Raw genomic sequence first — 17,591 nt, forward strand, 5'->3', positions numbered from 1 at the left:
TGGGGCTGCTGCGCAGCCCAACGGGGATAAATCCCCTTCCCACAAGGGATCTGTGTACATCCACAGGAGATCTGTGAGCATCCACTGGGGATCTGTGCCTCTGCACACATTGCAAAAAACAGCAGGTGTTCATTTCACTTCCGGCGGCGTGGTGAAGGTGTGGTACGGCGCTGGCGACGGCACGCTCCACTCCAGCCCTTCGGCACCGTCCCACGGTTTCGCCGGGGCCGGTGCGCCGCCACGGATGGTCTTGATGACGATGAACAGGAAGAAAATCTGCGTGGCGCCGAACATGAATGCGCCGATCGACGAGACCATGTTGAAATCGGCGAACTGCAGGTTGTAGTCCGGAATCCGTCGCGGCATTCCCGCAAGACCGACGAAGTGCATCGGGAAGAAGGTCAGGTTCATGCCGACGAACGACAGCCAGAAGTGCAGCTTGCCGAGGGTTTCGTCGTACATGTGCCCGGTCCACTTCGGCAGCCAGTAATAGGCCGAGGCGAAGATGCCGAAGATCGCCCCCGGCACCAGCACATAGTGGAAGTGCGCGACGACAAAGTAGGTGTCCTGATACTGGAAGTCCGCCGGGGCGATCGCCAGCATCAGCCCGGAAAAACCACCGATCGAGAACAGAATGACGAACGCCACGGCAAACAGCATCGGCGTCTCGAAGGTCATCGAGCCTTGCCACATGGTGCTCGCCCAGTTGAACACTTTCACACCCGTCGGCACGGCGATCAGCATGGTCGCGTACATGAAGAACAATTCGCCCACCAGCGGAATGCCGACCACGAACATGTGGTGCGCCCAGACAATGAACGACAGGAACGCGATGCTCGCCGTGGCGTAGACCATCGAGGTGTAGCCGAACAGCGGCTTGCGCGCGAAGGTCGGGATGATCTGGCTGACCGCGCCGAACGCCGGCAGGATCATGATGTACACCTCGGGGTGGCCGAAGAACCAGAACACATGCTGGAACAGCACCGGGTCACCCCCGCCGGCAGCACTGAAGAAACTGGTGCCGAAGTGAATATCCATGAGCATCATCGTCACGCAGCCGGCCAGCACCGGCATCACTGCGATCAGCAGAAACGCGGTGATCAGCCAGGTCCAGACGAACAGTGGCATTTTCATCAGGGTCATGCCGGGAGCGCGCAGGTTGAGGATGGTCGCGACTACGTTGATCGCGCCCATGATCGAACTGATGCCCATCAAGTGGATGGCGAAGATGAAGAACGTCACGCTTTCCGGCGCGTAGGTCGTCGACAGGGGCGCATAAAAGGTCCAGCCGAAATTCGGTCCGCCGCCCGGGGTGAACAGCGTCGACACCAGCAGCAGAAACGCCGCCGGCAACAGCCAGAAACTGAAGTTGTTCATCCGTGGCAGCGCCATGTCCGGCGCACCGACCATCAGCGGAATCATCCAGTTGGCGAGGCCGACGAATGCCGGCATCACCGCGCCGAACACCATGACCAGACCATGCATGGTGGTCATCTGGTTGAAGAATTCCGGCTGGACGATCTGCAGGCCGGGCTGGAACAGCTCGGCGCGAATGACCATGGCGAACGAACCGCCCAGCAGGAACATGCAGAAGGCGAACCACAGGTACAGCGTGCCGATGTCCTTGTGGTTGGTGGTCAGCACCCAGCGCATCAGGCCTTTGGCGGGGCCGTGGGCGTGGTCGGCGTGACCGTGGTCATCGATGACAGCGCTCATGGCCGGTCTCCTTCACGAAAGTGGACGGGGCAGGCCTGGGCGCGTTGCCCCGACCGGTTCACTGAATACGCAATTGACCGGCTCATTTGCTTTCCGCCTGTTTCAGCTCCAGCACTTCTTTTGGCGTGACCATGTCGCCCTTGTTGTTGCCCCAGGCGTTACGTTCGTAAGTCACGACCGCTGCGATATCGACTTCTGACAGCTGTTTGCCGAACGCCGCCATGGCGGTGCCGGGTTTGCCGTGGTAGACGATGCTCAGGTGATCCTTGATCGGCCCGGTGGCGATTTTCGAGCCCTTGAGTGCCGGGAACATCGGCGGCAGGCCCTGGCCTTCGGCCTGGTGACAGGCCACGCAAGTGGTGTGGTAAACCTTGTCGCCGCGCTCCTTGAGCTCGTCGAGGGTCCATTCCTTGCTGGTCAGTTCTTTGAGTTGCGCGGCCTCGGCCTTGCGCTCGGCGAGCCATTTTTCGTAGTCGGCCTGTTCCTTGACCTCGACCACGATCGGCATGAAGCCGTGATCCTTGCCGCACAATTCGGCGCACTGGCCACGGTAGAGGCCAGGCTTGTCGATGCGTGTCCAGGCCTCATTGACGAACCCGGGAATCGCATCGCGCTTGACCGCAAACGCCGGCACCCACCATGAGTGAATGACGTCAGCCGAGGTCACCAGAAAGCGCACCTTGGCGCCGATCGGCAGCACCAGCGGCTTGTCGACTTCGAGCAAGTAATGCTCGCCCTTGGCTTCCTTGTTGTGAATCTGTTCGGCGGGGGTGGCCAGATTGCTGAAGAACTCGACGTCCTGGCCCAGGTATTTGTAGTGCCACTTCCACTGATAACCGGTGATCTGGATATCGATGTCCGGCTCGCTGGTGTCGTACATCTTGATCAGCGTCGCAGTGGCGGGGACGGCCATGGCCACCAGGATCAGCAGCGGCACAATGGTCCACATGATCTCGACGCCGGTGCTTTCGTGGAATTTGGCCGCGACCTGGCCGGTAGAGCGGCGGTGCACCATTATCGACCAGAACATGGCGCCGAAGACGATGATCCCGATCACCACACAGATCCAGAAAATGGTCATGTGCAGGTCGAATACTGCGTGACTGATTTCAGTCGCTCCAGGCGCCATATTCACAGTCCATGCCGCGTTGGCCGGGCTGAAAATCGACCACAACAGGAGGCCCATCCAGACATGTGGATGTCGCATCATTGCGGGTTCCCCTTATCGTTCTTGTTATCCCGCCGGCGTATCGCCTGCGGCAAGGGAGCGGCTGCATCAGACTACGAACTTGAATCGCCGGGCCTTGCTGCGGGTGCAGTCGGGCGTCATCAGCTAACTCCATTCATTGGCGAGTATAGACAGCGCCCGGGAATTGCAACCCGGGCACGTAAATGAGCTGAAACACCCGGCGCTTGCGTTCAAGTGCCCGAATGGAGAAGGATGCAGACGAGTGGTGGCGAATGGATATAACGCAGCTGCATCAAGGATGAAATAATTATGACAAATGCGTCTTAGCGTTTTTCGTAAGCCAGCTAAGTTATGTCTTCCCTATTTCATTGCCTTGTTTCCTGGAGTTTTCATGAACACCGCCGCATTGCGCGAGCAGATCCAAAAAGCCCAACAGCACGAAAAAGACACCGGCCTGCTGACCCGTCAGCTGGAAAGCAAGCTGCCTCACCTGCACCCGGCGATCCAGTTGCCGGAAGCCGACGCCCAGGGCGTGCTGACGCGTTTTGTCGCCGCCTACATTGATGAAGTACCGGACCTGCTGGATGCAGCCAATGAAGTCGCCAGGGAAGCGGGAATCGAATCGCAGATCAAACCGGTGCTGAAGATCGCCGAACAGTATTTCCTCCAGCCGCCGGCGATCATGGCCGGACATGTCGGCCTGGACAGCCTGCTCGACGAGGCCTATCTGGCACACCGCTTTGTCGAAGAGGTCAACGATCTGTACATCAAGCATTTCGGCCAGCCATTGATCCCCTTGGACATGACGGTCGCCAACCTGATTGCTCACCAATTGATCGGTGAGGAATTTGCCAACCAACTGGACGAAGCGGTGCATCACGCGATCGACGAGATGCTCAACGAGGAAAGTTTTGCCCTGGAATCGGTAGAAGCCTACCGCGAAAAACTCAGCAGCCCGGACACTGGCGCGGCGTGGAAACGCTGGCCGTGCATGGGCCGCCGGTTGGGGGTGGGTCTGGAACTCGACCAGCCTGCTGCATAACCCTCAAACACCTCATTCCAATGTGGGAGCGAGCTTGCTCGCGAATGCAATGTGTCATTCAACATCACGGTTGACTGGTCCACCGCTTTCGCGAGCAAGCTCGCTCCCACAGGGTTTGTGCTCAGGCAGGAAGATCTAGCCAGCCGCACCAATCCCGGTATTGGTCCGCACCCGGCCTTCCAGCCTGCGCTTCAACCCACGCGACTCGATCAACAGCTTCGAACCCTTCGCCGCATTCGCCCGGCCCCATTCCTCAAGCAACTCCAGACACGAATGGTCGATGTAGCTCAGGTTGTTCAGCGGCACATGCACCGTCGTGCCGTGGGGAATGCTGCCCAGCACCTGGGTCAGCGCCGGCACTTTGAGGAACGTCGCTGCACCAACCAGACGCAGTTCCATCTCGCCGTCCTGCGGCAAGTCGATCAGGCTGATCTTCAGGCGCGAAGCCTTGAACGCCAGCTTCAACATGGTCAGACCGAAGCCGATCAGCACACCGGTGAGCAGGTCAGTGAAGATGATCGCCAGCGCCGTCGCGGCGTAGGTGAACATCGGCATCCGCCCGTACCGACCCAGACCACGGAAGGCTTTCAGGTCGACCAGTTTGAAGCCGGTATACACCAGCACCCCCGCCAGACTCGCCACCGGAATGCTTTGCAGCACGCTCGACAGCAACAGCACGAATGCCAGCAGCCACAGGCCATGGAAAATCGTCGAGTAGCGTGTGGTCGCACCAGCCTGAACGTTGGCCGAACTGCGCACGATCACCCCGGTCATCGGCAGCGCGCCGACCAGACCGCAGAGCATGTTGCCGACACCTTGCGCCGACAGTTCACGGTCGAAGTCCGAACGCACGCCGCTGTGCATGCGGTCCACCGCTGCCGCCGACAATAGCGTTTCGGCACTGGCGATAAACGCCACGGCGAACGCGGCGATCAGCAGCGTCGGGTCAGCCAGATTCATCAGGTCGGCTGGCTTGAGCCAATCGATCGCTTCGGCCAGATTCGCCGGTACCTCGACGCGTTTGACCTGCAACGCCAGCATCAGGCTCGCCACCGTCGCCAGACCCACCCCGAGCAATGCGCCGGGAATGAAGCGCAGCGAATGCGGGCGGAATTTTTCCCACAGCCACATTACCGCAATCGTCGACAAGCCGAGCAGACCCGCCTGCCAGCCGAACGACGGCAAGGCTTGCGCTACGGCCGCCGGGAACGCCGTGAGGTTGTCGAGCCCGGAAGGCTGCGGCTTGGCATCGAGCATCACATGGATTTGCGAGAGCACAATCAACACGCCAATGCCCGCGAGCATGCCGTAGACCACCGCTGGCGCCGTGACGCGAAACCAGCAGCCGAGCTTCAGCCGCCCGGCGACCAGTTGCAGAAAACCGGCGAGCAGCAGGATCGGCCCGAGCATCTCGACGCCATGCTGGCGCACCAGCTCGAAAACCAGCACTGCCAGACCCGCCGCCGGACCGCTGACCTGCAACGGCGACCCCGCCAGCCAACCGACCACCAGACCGCCGATGATGCCGGTGATCAGACCCTTGGCCGGCGGCAGCCCTGAGGCGATCGCGATACCCATGCACAGCGGCAGGGCGACCAGAAACACAACCACGGAAGCGAGCAGCTCCCGTGGCAACACAGCTTTCAATTGAGCCGCACGCATGGCGATTCTCCCGAAGTTTTCTTCAGGCGTGGCGAGGCCAGGCCGCTGAATCAGCGGCCGGCGTCATACCACACAGATTGTTGGGAAGATTTAGAAGCGCGCTTTGGGCGTCGCCACAGGAATCGGATGGCTGCCGTCGAGAGGCAGGAAACGACCCTGGTCCGCGTCGTAAGCTTTGATTTCGCTGGTTTCGATGTTGTAGACCCAGCCATGGATGAACAGATGACCGTTCGCCATGCGCGAGGCTACCGAAGGATGGGTACGCAAGTGCTGCAGTTGGGCGATGACGTTTTCCTCGGTGAGGATCGGCATGCTGTCTTTTTCGTCGGTGCAGTTGCAGTTGTCGTGCACCATGGTTTTCGCGACTTCAGCGTGGCGCAGCCAGGCTTTGACCGTCGGCATTTTTTCCAGGCTGTCGGGGTTGAGTACCGCGCGCATGGCGCCGCAATCGGAGTGTCCGCAAATGATGATGTGTTGCACGCCCAGCGCCAGTACCGCGTATTCGATCGCGGTGGAGACGCCGCCGTTCATCTGACCGTAGGGCGGCACCACGTTGCCGACGTTACGGGTAACGAACAGATCGCCCGGCGAGCTCTGGGTGATCAGCTCGGGAACGATGCGCGAGTCGGCGCAAGTGATGAACATCGCCTTGGGCGCCTGAGCGGTGGCGAGCTTCTTGAACAGTTCTTCCTGCTGCGGAAAAACGTCATGATGAAAGCGTAAAAAGCCATCAACGATCTGTCGCAGTGCTGCATCGGCGGATTGTGCTTCAGGGCTTTGCGCCGAGGCAGCCAACGACTGTTTATCCTTGTCACTCATGATTCATCCTCTTGTGCGGATTCAGGGAGTCTTCCCCGGTATTCCGGTATGAAGCCAGTGGCTGTTTAAACCATCCGGGTCATCCCGACCCGTCAGTCACTCGATGAACAAGGTAGCCGCCGAAACTTAACTGAAACTGAATCAAACGCTCTAGAACGTGTGTTCCAGGTCACAAAAAACGTGACCGGCGTGTTTCGGCGGAAGGATTCCAACCCGTCAACCCAAAGCCAATTGTCGCTAAATCAACGACATCTGGCGACCCGGCGGACAGAAGGCCGAGCAGTCGAGGTTATAGCCTTCGCGTTTGTTCAGGCCAAGCTTTTTGATGGCCTTGGCAAATCTTTGTGCGAGCAGGTCTGCAAACGGTCCTTCACCGCGCATGCGCGCACCGAAACGACTGTCGTAGAGTTCTCCGCCGCGACTCTGGCGGATCAGGCTCAGCACATGGGCGGCACGTTGCGGATAGTGCGCCTGCAACCAGTCCTCGAACAGCGGCGCGACTTCCAGCGGCAGGCGCAGCATCATGTAGGCAGCGCTTTGCGCACCGGCAGCGTGGGCCTCGGTGAGCAGGCTTTCGATTTCGCTGTCATTGATCATCGGAATCATCGGCGAACACAGCACGCCCACCGGAATGCCTGCTTCACGCATGACCCGGATCGCGCGCAGGCGTGCCTTGGGCGCAGCGGCGCGCGGTTCGAGGATGCGTTTGAGTTCATCATCCAGCGTGGTCAGGCTGATCATCACCGCCACCAGCCGTTGCTGCGCCAGCTCCGTGAGCAAATCGAGATCGCGCAGAATCAGCGAACCTTTGGTGACGATGGTCACCGGGTGGCGATAGCGCAGCAGCACTTCCAGGGTCTGCCGGGTGATTTTGTATTCGCGCTCGATGGGCTGATACGGGTCGGTATTGGAGCCGAGATTGATCGGCGCACATTGATAGCCGGGTTTGCTCAGCTGTTCTTCGAGGACCTGGGCGGCATTGGTCTTGGCAATCAGCCGGGTTTCGAAATCCAGGCCCGGTGACATGTCCCAATAGGCGTGGCTGGGCCGTGCATAGCAATAGATGCAGCCGTGTTCGCAGCCGCGATAGGGATTGAGCGAGCGGTCGAAGGGCAGATCCGGCGAGGTGTTGCGGCTGATGATCGATTTGGCCTTCTCGATGATCACTTCGGTGTTTTGCGTCTCTGGCACTTCCTGATACCAGCCATCGTCCTCGGCCACTGAACGACTCGGCGCAAAGCGGTTGTGCGGATTGGTTGCGGTGCCGCGACCGCGAGGTGGCAATGGAATAGACATGAAAACGCCCCGATACTGTATATGCGCACAGTATCGGGGCGATCCTCATCTGGCTAGTGCCGTCGGGCGAGTGGTCAGTTGTGGTTGTTCATGTCCGCTACGTTCGGGGAGGGGGGGCAGCATCCAAGGCTATCTCTGATCGTAACCGACGTTCCTACACCTGTGTGCACATACACCCTGTCAGATATGACAGTAGACGTGGTTGCAAGCGCCGTCTTACGTTAAAGCCGGATGACCAATAGTGGCTTGCCAACCGGAAAGGATTGAATGTGATGCCAATCAGAATTTTGCTTGAAATTGCAGACATGGAACGCGACGGAAGTCCCGAGGTTGTTTTTTATCATTACGGCGATAACGCCACCGAAATGATGGACTACGACTACGCGCTATTTGCCTCTTCAGCGCAGGCAAACGATCGCTATGACCTCCTTTCCGAAGAGGTTATCGATAGCGACGGGGGATGGCGATATCGATAACCATGACAAGAGACTGTACTTGCAGTTGGCGGATGCGTTTGTGCAGTTCAAAGGTCTGAAGTCGACACGATGAACACCGCTGACTCAACATGCGAGTCATGTCGTGCCAGCGGTCTGTCGACACATTTCGCTCAGTTATGCGAGGTGAGCTGCCCAAGATCGTCACCGGAGGTCTGCTTCATATCCTCGGTACGCAACTCTGCAACATCGGCAGCTTTCACTGGCGCACCCTTGTTGCCCCAGCTGCCACGAATGAAACTCACCACATCCGCGACTTCCTGATCCGACAGGCGCCAGGCGAAACCGGGCATGGTGAAGGTCGATGGCGCGGTGTGCGTTGCCGGCAAAGTCCCGCCCTTGAGCACGATGTGGATGAGCGAGGTCGGATCGTCGGTTTGCAGCACCGGATTGCCCGCCAGCGCCGGGAACACCCGGGTGTAGCCATGACCATCGGTACGGTGGCAGGCCGCGCAGTTGTCGATGTACACCGACGCGCCGCGTTGGCTGTCGTCACCGTTCCACAGCGCTTTGGCCACTTTCTCGTCGTACTGATGCGGCTGATCCGCCGGGTCATTGGCCGGCAGTGATTTGAGATAGCGGGCAATCGCGGTGAGGTCGGCGTCGCTCATGTACTGCATGCTGTGGGTGACCACATCGCTCATGCCGCCGAACACTGCGCTGCGATCACTGCGCCCGGTCTTGAGAAACTGCACCAGTTGTTCTTCGCTCCAGCTGCCGAGGCCATCCTTGTGATCGCCGCGCAGGCTCTTGGCGATCCAGCCTTCCAGCGGCGCACTGCCGGCGAGGAATTCGCTGCCGTCCGCCGCGCTCAGGGATTTTTCCTGCATGGTCAGCGCGCGCGGGGTGTGACAGGCGCCGCAGTGGCCGAGGCCTTCGACCAGATATGCCCCGCGATCGATCACCGGATCGGCCGACGTGGCCTGGTAATCCTCGACCTTCGGTGCGAACAGCCAGCGCCAGCCCATCAGCGGCCAGCGCATGCTCAACGGCCAGGGAATATCGCTGGCCTTGTTCTCCTGCGCCACCGGTTCGACGCCGTGCATGAAGTAGGCGTACAGCGCTTGCATATCGGCCTGGTTGACCCGCGCGTAGGACGGATAAGGCATTGCCGGGTACAACGTGCTGCCGTTTTTGGCCAAACCGTGGCGCACGGCCTGGTCGAAGTCCTCGAAGCTGTAATCGCCCAGGCCGGTTTTATCCGGGGTGATGTTGGTCGAGTAGATCGTGCCGATCGGCGTCTCCATCGGCAGGCCGCCGGCGAACGGCTTGCCGCCCTTGGCGGTGTGACAGGCCACGCAGTCACCGGCGCGGGCGAGGTATTCACCTTGCTTGATCAGATTTTGATCAACATCGGCCGCATAAATTGCAGTGCTGCCGAGCAGGGCGAGGGTGGCGATAACGAAAGTTTTCATGGTCATCGCTCCTTAAGCCTGCACCAGCGGGCCGGGGTTTTTCAGGTATTGCTCGCGGATCGCTTTCGCCGACCAGTAGGTCAGCGCCGCCACCAGTCCGGTCGGGTTGTAGCCCAGGCCCTGCGGGAACGCCGAGGCGCCCGGGACGAATACGTTGTGCACGTCCCAGCTCTGTAAATAGCGGTTCAGCGCGCTGGTCTTCGGATCGGTACCCATGATTGCGCCACCGTTGAGGTGGGTGGTCTGGTACGAGGCGGTGTTGAAGTGGTCGCCGACCTGCTTGCCGATCACCGCAATGGCTTTCGGGCCCATGGCTTGGGCGATCTTGCCCATCTTCTCGACCATGAAGCGGTTCATCTTGATGTCGTTTTCCTGCCAGTCGAAGGTCATGCGCAGCAGCGGCAGGCCGTAGGCATCGCGGTACACCGGATCGAGATCGAGGTAGTTGCCACGGTAGGACTGATGCGCGCCGTGGGCGTCCATCGACACCTGGTGGGTGTAGTAATCGGCGGTGGCGCGTTTCCACGCGCTGCCCCAGGCCGGAGTGCCCGGCGGGTTGGAAGTACCGGCAATCGGTCGACTGCCAGCCTGGTTGACCCACATCGGCGAGCCACCGACAAAGCCGTGCGGGCCGTGGTCGAAGTTGTCGGCGTTGAAATCGTCCACCGCCACGCCGTTGCCGCCAGCGCCGATGAAGTTGTTGGTGTGGGTGTCCTTGTCGAAAAAGGCTTTGATGGTGGCCATGTTCTGGTAGGCGAAGTTACGCCCGACCACGCCTTCGCCGCTGATCGGATCGTAGGGTTTGCCGATCCCGGAAAGCAGCATCAGACGCACGTTGTGCAACTGGAAGGCGCCGAGGATCACCAGATCCGCCGGCTGCTCGATCTCGCGGCCCTGGCCGTCGATGTAGGTGACGCCGGTGGCTTTGGACTTGCTGCTGTCGAGGTTGACCCGCAGCACATGAGAGTTGGGCCGCAGTTCGAAATTCGGCAGGGGCTTGAGCGCTGGCAGAATGTTCACGTTCGGCGAGGCCTTGGAATACATGTAGCAGACGTAGCCGCTGCAGAAACCGCAGAAATTGCACGGCCCCATCTGTGCGCCGTAGGGATTGGTGTACGGCCCAGAGGTATTTGCCGAAGGCAGGTTGTAAGGTTTGTAACCCACCTCTGTAGCCGCTTTACCAAACAGCTGTGCGGATACGGTGTTCTTCTGCGCTTCAAGCGGGAACGGGTTGGAGCGATCCGCCGCGTAGGGGTTGCCGCCCTTGCCCTGACCGACCAGTTGGCCCTTCACCGTCCAGGCCTGGCCGGAGGTGCCGAAGACTTTTTCCGCGAAGTCGAAAAACGGTTCCAGCTCTTCATAGCTGACGCCGAAATCCTGAATGGTCATGTCTTTGGGGATGAAGCTTTTGCCGTAGCGTTCTTCATAGTGGCTGCGCATGCGCAACTCGATCGGGTCGACGCGAAAGTGCACGCCAGACCAGTGCAGACCGGCGCCGCCGACGCCGTTACCCGGCAAAAACGCGCCCAACTGGCGGTTGGGCAGGGCGATGTCGTTGACGCTGTGGCGAATGGTCACCGTCTCTTTGGAGATGTCCTGAAAGAGTTTTTTCCGCACGCTGTAGGTGAGTTCGTCGATCACCTGCGGATAGTTGCCGTCGGGGTAAGTGTCCTGCATCGGCCCGCGCTCCAGCGCCAGCACGTTGAGACCCGCCTCGGTGAGTTCCTTGGCCATGATCGCGCCCGTCCAGCCGAAACCGACGATGACTGCATCAACCTTCTTCATTACCGTTGCCATGCTTACGCCCTCTCGCCGCGAATCGACACTGCCGGGAAGGGGTATTGCTCGTTGCGTTCCACCCAATCCATGAAATCGGCGCGGGCGCCGGGGAAACCGATCATGGTCCAGCCGACCATGCCTTTATTGCCACCGTGGATCGGGTCGCAGAAGAAACCTTCCTTGGTGTTTTGCAGCAGCAGATTGAAGAAAATCTTCGCCGGCACCGCATCGAACTGCGGCTTGCCGGCTTCGAGTTGCTTGAGCAAATCGTCTCGGGTAGCGCTGTCTTGCTCGGCAAATGTTTTACCGCTGAGACCTTTTACCCACTGATCCGTGGCGGCGATGCCGAGGCGATAGATGTCTTTGGGCACCAGTTTGCTCTGCCAGCCCATCTCCGGCGCAGCGTCGGCATTGAATGGGCCTTGCATGTACCACAGGGCACCGGCGGCGTACGGCGTGTTCATCTGCCGGTCGATGTATTCCGGCACGCCGGCTTCAAGCGCGCCCGGACCTTGCGCGTCGTTGGGGATCAACTGGGCGACGGCGGCATTGATGAATGCCCATTCTTCAGCGGTGAAAAAGCTCGGCTGATAATCACCGGCGCCAGCAGCGGCCGGTTTTGCTGCGGCAGGCGCCGGTGTGCTTTCAGGTGCGGCTTGCAGCACGCTGCTGCCCAGGCCGGTACCGGCAAGCGTGACCACCGGAATCAGGGTCAGGGATTTGCGCAAGAACTCACGCCGCGGGTTGTCTCGATCTTGATCAGACATGGGGGGCACCTCATCAGGCATAGAAGTCAGCCGCTTCTGCGAGCAGCTCGAGGAATTTTGCGTCGCGATGACGAGGGTCTGTCCCGAAAAAGGGCGCCACGTCTGCAACATCATGTGACAAATGGTAGCAGGCTAAGCATCAAGAAAGACCGTTTTCCTGGAAAAAAGCCCGGCGAAGCGACGATTCACGTTTCTTTGACGACCGGCTCACGGCGTATTGACCGCTCAAAAGCGAAGCTGCAATTCCTCCCATGAAGATTGCCGAAACGGTCAGCCCAGCATGTCTCGAGTGCGTTTTTTACCCGCGTTATGTTTTTCGCTTGTTGCACTGTTGCATGGCATTGCCGCCCGGGCGGCCGACGCCACGCCATCTCGCCCGGCCGAGTGGGCGCAACCGGTCGAGGCGCAGTTCAACCTGTTCCGCATGTCACCGACGCTGTATCGCAGCGCCTTGCCCAGCCGCAGTGCGGTGTCGCTGTTGAACGATCTGCATGTCGTCACCGTAATCAACTTCCTGCCTGACGCTGATAGCGACTGGCTCTCCGTGCCGGGCATCAAGCAAGTGCAGCTGCCGTATCGCACCAACCACGTCGACGACAGCGATGTGCTCAAGGCTCTGCGCGCGATTCAGTCCGCCGAAGCCGACGGCCCGGTGCTCATGCACTGCAAGCACGGATCTGACCGCACCGGTCTGATGGCTGCGATGTACCGCGTGGTGGTGCAGGGCTGGAGCAAAGAGCAGGCGCTCAAGGAAATGACTGAGGGAGGTTTTGGTGACAGTCAGCATTTCCACGACAGCGTGCGTTACGTGATGCAGGCCGATGTCGATCGGTTGCACGAAGCCTTGATCAATGGCGAATGCAGCACCAGTGCATTCGCCATGTGTTCGATGAAGAACTGGTTCGACTCGGCGCACGTCCAGCGTTGATCAGCTCAATCGGCTGGCGCAGGAAACAGTGCGCTGTCGATCGGTTTTCCGAGAAAGGCTTGCAGTGCGGCGGGCAGGGCCTGCCTGTCACCCGAGAGCAGGTGTTCGCGCATGTCCCGGCCCGTCTGTTCGTTGAACAGGCCTTCACGTTCGAAGCGTTTGAACGCCTCGCTCGCCAGCACACCCGACCATTTGTAGGCGTACAGCGAAGCCTCGTAACCGGTGACCAGATAATCGCAGCTGTTGGCGAAGCGGCAGTAGGCCGGGATGGACAGGTGCGCGAACTCGCTTTGCACATCCTCGACAACTTGTTGAACAGTGCGCCCGTCGCCATGACAGCGGTGCAGTTCGAAGTCGACCAGCGCGTTCAGCAACAGCATTGCCGTCTCCCGGCTGCGCTGGATGCCTGTGGCGGAAAACGCGGTAATGGCCTGCGCTTCGGAGAGGCGCTCACCGCTCTGGTGGTGCGTACCCATCCAGCGCAGGAATTGCCCGGATAAAGCCCATTTCTCGAACAGTTGCCCGACAAACTCGGCAGCGTCGCGGCTCAGATGCGAAATGCCGGACAGGTTGTAGTGCGGCGAACGGGTCAGCACGTGATGCAGGCAATGGCCGAATTCGTGCAGCAGAACGCGCAGATCCTGATGTGCCAGCAGATTCAGCCCGTCGGCGGCGGCCGTGTAATTGCATTGAAGCGAGGCTATCGGCAGTGATGGCCGGCCTTCCGCATTGATCCGTCGGTTGCGCAGTACACCTGTCCAGGCGTAGTCGGCGCCAGCGGCGCGGTGGAACGGGTCGATGTAGATGAAGCCGACCGCTTGCTCATGCTCGCTGACTTCGAACAGGCGCACGTTTTCGTTGAAAGTCTCCAGGCGAATATTTTCGCTGATCCTGATGCCGAACATGTGCTCACTGAAGCGGCACAGGCTCTGCAGTATGGCGTCCAGTGGAAAAAACAGGCGCAGGTCCTGCACCTCGCCGCCCAACTGCTTCAAGCGCAATTGCTCGGCGAGGAAGTCGTGATCCCACGCTTCTATCTGATCAATACCGTACTGGCGTGCAGAGGCTTGCAGGTCATCGGTTTCGCGCGCAAGCGCCGCTGCATTGAGGGCGATCTGCTGCTGCAGAAAACGGCGGACCTGGTCAGTATCCACGGCCATGCGATCGAGCAGTCGCAGCTGAGCGAAGTTGTCGAAACCCGACAGCCGGGCTTTGGCATGACGCGCCGCCAGCAGCTTGTGCAGCACCGGTCCGTTGTCGAAGCGGCCGGCGTATGGCCCCTGATCCGAAGCGCGGGTGCACCAGGCTTTGAAACACTCTTCACGTAAACCGCGGTGCCGCGCCCGCTTCATGACCTGATCGTAAGTGTTCTGATCGAGTGTCAGCCGCCACCCGGGCAGGCCGGCCTTGTTGGCATTGGCGGCCAGATGCGCCTGCGTTTCGGCCGGCAGTCCTGCCAACAGCGCTGCATCGTCGATGTCCTTGCTCCATGCCGCGTTGACCGATTTGAGGTTGCTCATGAAGCGCTTTTCCAGCAAATCGATTTCGCCGTTCAATCGCGCCAGATCCTTGCGCTGCGCACTCGACAATTCGCTGCCGGCCAAGTGAAACCTGCGCAGGATTTTCGCCAGCGAGGCTTTGCGTGCATCACTGAAGCTGGCGGCTATGGAGCTCAGTGCCAATCGTTGATAAACCTGGAGCAACTGTCGATTGCCGGCCTTCGCAGCTTTGTAATGCTGTGCAGCGTGAGTGCTGAGCGCTTCCTGCGCCAACCACTCGGGATCATCGGCATGCCTGACCGAGAGGAATTCGATAATCGCCATGGTTTCATTCAGGCGTGCATCGGCTTCATCGATGGCAATGACCACGTCGTCCCAGTTGGGATGATCGACCTGAGTGGCGATGACGTTTTCGATGATCAGCAGGTTGTCGGCAACGATGCGCTCGACTGCCGGCAGCAGATGTTCGGCGCGTATCGCCGACCAGGGCGGCAACTGCCATTGTTGCAGGAGTGGGTTGGTGTCAGGCATGGCGTCTTCCGTGAGAGAGGGCTGGATTGACCAGCCTAATCACGAAGCGCGGGGGCGAGGTGGTAGATAGTTACCGCCACCTGACGACGATCATCGGCAGGTGGCGGTAGTTGTCACTGGTGCTCGTCGGGCTTTTTCTTCAACTTGGGGTTGGGGAAGAACTGCACGGCCTGAACCTTTTTGTCGGCGGCAGGCTTCAGCGCACTGGTATTGACCCGCGTGCCCAGCTCTTTGGGCACCGACAGGCCTTGCTCGTTGAGTGTGTCGGAGTAACCGCAGGCCACGCACTCACGGTGCGGCACGCCGTCTTCGTTCCACATCATCAACTTGTCCGGCTCGCTGCACGCCGGGCAGACCGCCCCGGCGATAAAGCGCTTCTTGGTGATCACAGGGCCGTCGCTCATGCTGCCGCGTCCTCACTCAGGCCGCTGTGGCGCAGCAGCGCATCGATCGACGGCTCACGGCCACGGAAGTCGACGAACAGCACCATCGGTGCCTGCGAGCCGCCGCGCGCCAGAATCGCCTCGCGGAACGCCCGACCGGTTTCAGCGTTGAGCACGCCGTCTTCCTCGAATTTCGAGAAGGCGTCGGCGGACAGCACTTCAGCCCACTTGTAGCTGTAATAACCCGCCGCGTAACCACCAGCGAAAATGTGCGCAAAGCTGTTGGGGAAGCGGTTGTAAGCCGGTGGACGCATGACCGACACCTCGTCACGCACGCCCTCCAGCACTTGCGCCACGCTGCGGCCATCGCCGTGGGTGGCGTGCAGTTCGAAGTCGAACAGCGAAAACTCCAGCTGACGCACCATCATCAGCCCGGACTGGAAGCTCTTCGCCGCGAGCATTTTTTCCAGCAGGTCCTGCGGCAGTGGCTCGCCGGTCTCGTAGTGGCCGGAAATCAGCGCCAGGCCTTCCGGCTCCCAGCACCAGTTTTCCATGAACTGGCTCGGCAGCTCGACCGCGTCCCAGGCCACGCCATTGATGCCGGATACGCCAGCGTGTTCGACTCGGGTCAGCAGGTGATGCAGGCCGTGGCCGAACTCGTGGAACAGGGTGGTCACTTCATCATGGGTCAGCAGCGCAGGCTTGCCGCTGTCGGCCGGGGTGAAGTTGCACACCAGATTGGCGACTGGGCTTTGCAGCACACCGTCGATGGTGCGACGACGGTCGCGGGCGCCGTCCATCCATGCGCCGCCACGCTTGTTGGCGCGGGCATACAAGTCGAAAAAGAAGCGGCCGACGTGCTGACCGTTTTCCTTGATCTCGAACAGGCGTACGTCTGGGTGCCAGGTGTCGAAGCCTTTCTGCTCGGCGATCTCGATGCCGTACAGACGCTGGACGATGGCGAACAGGCCGCTGAGGACTTTATCGATCGGGAAGTAGGCTCGCAGGGTTTCCTGAGCGACGCTGTAACGCTGCTCGCGGAGTTTTTCGCCGTAGAAACCACTGTCCCAGCTTTGCAGATCGGCGCAGCCCTGTTCGGCAGCGTAAGCGCGCAACTGTTGCAGATCCTGCGCGGCGAACGGCTTGCTGCGCTGGGCCAGATCACGCAGGAAGCTCAGTACCTGATCGCTGGATTCGGCCATTTTCGTCGCCAGACTCAGTTCGGCGAAACTGGCGAAGCCCAGCAATCGGGCCAGTTCCTGACGCAGGTCGAGGATCTCTTCCATCACCGGGCCGTTGTCGTTCTGCCCGGCATTCGGGCCTTGATCCGAGGCACGGGTGCAGTAGGCGGCGTAGACTTCTTCGCGCAGCGCACGGTCTTGCGCGTAGGTCATCACCGCGTAATAGCTGGGGAATTCCAGAGTAATCAGCCAGCCGTCGAGGCCTTTGGCCTGGGCGGCGGCAGCCATCTGCGCCTTGGCCGAATCGGTCAGGCCGGCAAGGGCGGCTTCGTCGGTAATGTGCTTGGTCCACGCCTGGGTGGCATCGAGCAATTGGTTGGAGAAGCGGCTGCCCAGCTCGGACAGTTTGCTCTGCACTTCAGCGTAACGTTTCTGCTCGGCTTCCGGCAGATCGATACCCGACAGACGGAAATCGCGCAGGGCGTGTTCCAGAATGGTCTTTTGCGCGACGTCGAAACTGGCGGCTTCCGGACTGTTGGCCAACGCTTCATACGCCTGGAACAGTTCGCGGTTCTGGCCCATTTCGGTGGAGTAGGCGCTCAGGGCCGGCAGGCACGACTCGTAGGCTTCACGCAGTTCGGCGCTGTTGCACACGGCGTTAAGATGGCTGACCGGGCTCCACGCCGCACCGAGACGATCATTGAGTTCGTCCATCGCCAATACCAGACCGGCCCAGGTCGGGTTCTTGCCCTGGGTCTTGAGGATCTCGGCGATGGCGGCGCGGTTGTCCGCGAGGATGGTTTCGATGGCGGGCAGGACGTGTTCGGCACGGATCGTGGAGAACGGCGGCAGGTCGTAGGACTGCAAAAGAGGGTTGTTCACGCTCACGG

At 60.3% G+C, this 17,591-nt stretch carries 14 protein-coding genes; 3 read left to right on the forward strand and 11 right to left on the reverse strand.

The window, feature by feature from the left end; all coding sequences use genetic code 11:
* Nucleotides 1-129: 129 nt before the first annotated feature.
* A complete protein-coding gene (ctaD, locus tag F8N49_RS05325; protein ID WP_016772327.1) occupies nucleotides 130-1,716 on the reverse strand; it encodes a cytochrome c oxidase subunit I in 1,587 nt (528 codons plus the stop codon).
* 82 nt (nucleotides 1,717-1,798) lie between these two features.
* Nucleotides 1,799-2,926: a cytochrome c oxidase subunit II gene (gene coxB / locus F8N49_RS05330; RefSeq protein ID WP_151550956.1), complete on the reverse strand. Its 1,128-nt coding sequence runs from the start codon at nucleotides 2,924-2,926 to the stop codon at nucleotides 1,799-1,801.
* 370 nt (nucleotides 2,927-3,296) lie between these two features.
* Between coxB and F8N49_RS05335 the strand changes: the two genes are divergently transcribed.
* The gene (locus F8N49_RS05335; RefSeq protein WP_016772325.1) at nucleotides 3,297-3,947 is read left to right on the forward strand and encodes a hypothetical protein; all 651 of its coding nucleotides are present in this window, start codon (nucleotides 3,297-3,299) and stop codon (nucleotides 3,945-3,947) included.
* Between the two features lie 135 nt (nucleotides 3,948-4,082).
* Here the strand turns inward: F8N49_RS05335 and F8N49_RS05345 are convergent, their stop codons facing one another.
* The 3 genes from F8N49_RS05345 to F8N49_RS05355 all read right to left on the reverse strand — a co-directional run bounded on the left by F8N49_RS05345 (nucleotide 4,083) and on the right by F8N49_RS05355 (nucleotide 7,724).
* On the reverse strand, nucleotides 4,083-5,609 hold the full coding sequence (locus F8N49_RS05345; RefSeq protein ID WP_016772324.1) for a SulP family inorganic anion transporter: 1,527 nt from the start codon (nucleotides 5,607-5,609) through the stop codon (nucleotides 4,083-4,085).
* 90 nt (nucleotides 5,610-5,699) lie between these two features.
* Nucleotides 5,700-6,428, reverse strand: a complete 729-nt coding sequence (locus F8N49_RS05350) for a carbonic anhydrase (protein ID WP_016772323.1) — start codon at nucleotides 6,426-6,428, stop codon at nucleotides 5,700-5,702.
* A 237-nt stretch (nucleotides 6,429-6,665) separates the two neighbouring features.
* On the reverse strand, nucleotides 6,666-7,724 hold the full coding sequence (locus F8N49_RS05355) for a PA0069 family radical SAM protein (protein ID WP_151550957.1): 1,059 nt from the start codon (nucleotides 7,722-7,724) through the stop codon (nucleotides 6,666-6,668).
* A gap of 272 nt (nucleotides 7,725-7,996) precedes the next feature.
* Here F8N49_RS05355 and F8N49_RS05360 point away from each other — a divergent pair, with 272 nt between their 5' ends.
* Nucleotides 7,997-8,200, forward strand: a complete 204-nt coding sequence (locus F8N49_RS05360) for a hypothetical protein (RefSeq protein WP_178116920.1) — start codon at nucleotides 7,997-7,999, stop codon at nucleotides 8,198-8,200.
* A 131-nt stretch (nucleotides 8,201-8,331) separates the two neighbouring features.
* On the opposite strand, the gene F8N49_RS05365 is transcribed toward F8N49_RS05360, so the two are convergent.
* From F8N49_RS05365 to F8N49_RS05375, 3 genes are read right to left on the reverse strand one after another with little or no spacing between them, the layout of a single operon-like run.
* A complete protein-coding gene (locus F8N49_RS05365) occupies nucleotides 8,332-9,633 on the reverse strand; it encodes a cytochrome c (RefSeq protein ID WP_151550958.1) in 1,302 nt (433 codons plus the stop codon).
* 12 nt (nucleotides 9,634-9,645) lie between these two features.
* The gene (locus tag F8N49_RS05370; RefSeq protein WP_024015017.1) at nucleotides 9,646-11,430 is read right to left on the reverse strand and encodes a GMC family oxidoreductase; all 1,785 of its coding nucleotides are present in this window, start codon (nucleotides 11,428-11,430) and stop codon (nucleotides 9,646-9,648) included.
* Between the two features lie 2 nt (nucleotides 11,431-11,432).
* The gene (locus tag F8N49_RS05375) at nucleotides 11,433-12,179 is read right to left on the reverse strand and encodes a gluconate 2-dehydrogenase subunit 3 family protein (RefSeq protein WP_024015018.1); all 747 of its coding nucleotides are present in this window, start codon (nucleotides 12,177-12,179) and stop codon (nucleotides 11,433-11,435) included.
* A gap of 280 nt (nucleotides 12,180-12,459) precedes the next feature.
* On the opposite strand from F8N49_RS05375, the gene F8N49_RS05380 reads away from it, so the two are divergent.
* Nucleotides 12,460-13,107, forward strand: a complete 648-nt coding sequence (locus tag F8N49_RS05380) for a tyrosine-protein phosphatase (RefSeq protein ID WP_071173974.1) — start codon at nucleotides 12,460-12,462, stop codon at nucleotides 13,105-13,107.
* A 5-nt stretch (nucleotides 13,108-13,112) separates the two neighbouring features.
* On the opposite strand, the gene F8N49_RS05385 is transcribed toward F8N49_RS05380, so the two are convergent.
* From F8N49_RS05385 to prlC, 3 genes are all read right to left on the reverse strand, one after another.
* Nucleotides 13,113-15,137: a M3 family metallopeptidase gene (locus tag F8N49_RS05385; protein ID WP_151550959.1), complete on the reverse strand. Its 2,025-nt coding sequence runs from the start codon at nucleotides 15,135-15,137 to the stop codon at nucleotides 13,113-13,115.
* Between the two features lie 113 nt (nucleotides 15,138-15,250).
* A complete protein-coding gene (locus F8N49_RS05390) occupies nucleotides 15,251-15,541 on the reverse strand; it encodes a YheV family putative zinc ribbon protein (RefSeq protein WP_151550960.1) in 291 nt (96 codons plus the stop codon).
* Nucleotides 15,538-17,589, reverse strand: a complete 2,052-nt coding sequence (prlC, locus tag F8N49_RS05395) for an oligopeptidase A (protein ID WP_151550961.1) — start codon at nucleotides 17,587-17,589, stop codon at nucleotides 15,538-15,540. The genes F8N49_RS05390 and prlC overlap by 4 nt, the downstream gene beginning before the upstream one ends.
* Between the last annotated feature and the right edge of the window lie 2 nt (nucleotides 17,590-17,591).

It is taken from the genome of Pseudomonas sp. GXM4 (genome assembly GCF_008923895.1).
GTDB lineage: Bacteria > Pseudomonadota > Gammaproteobacteria > Pseudomonadales > Pseudomonadaceae > Aquipseudomonas > Aquipseudomonas atacamensis.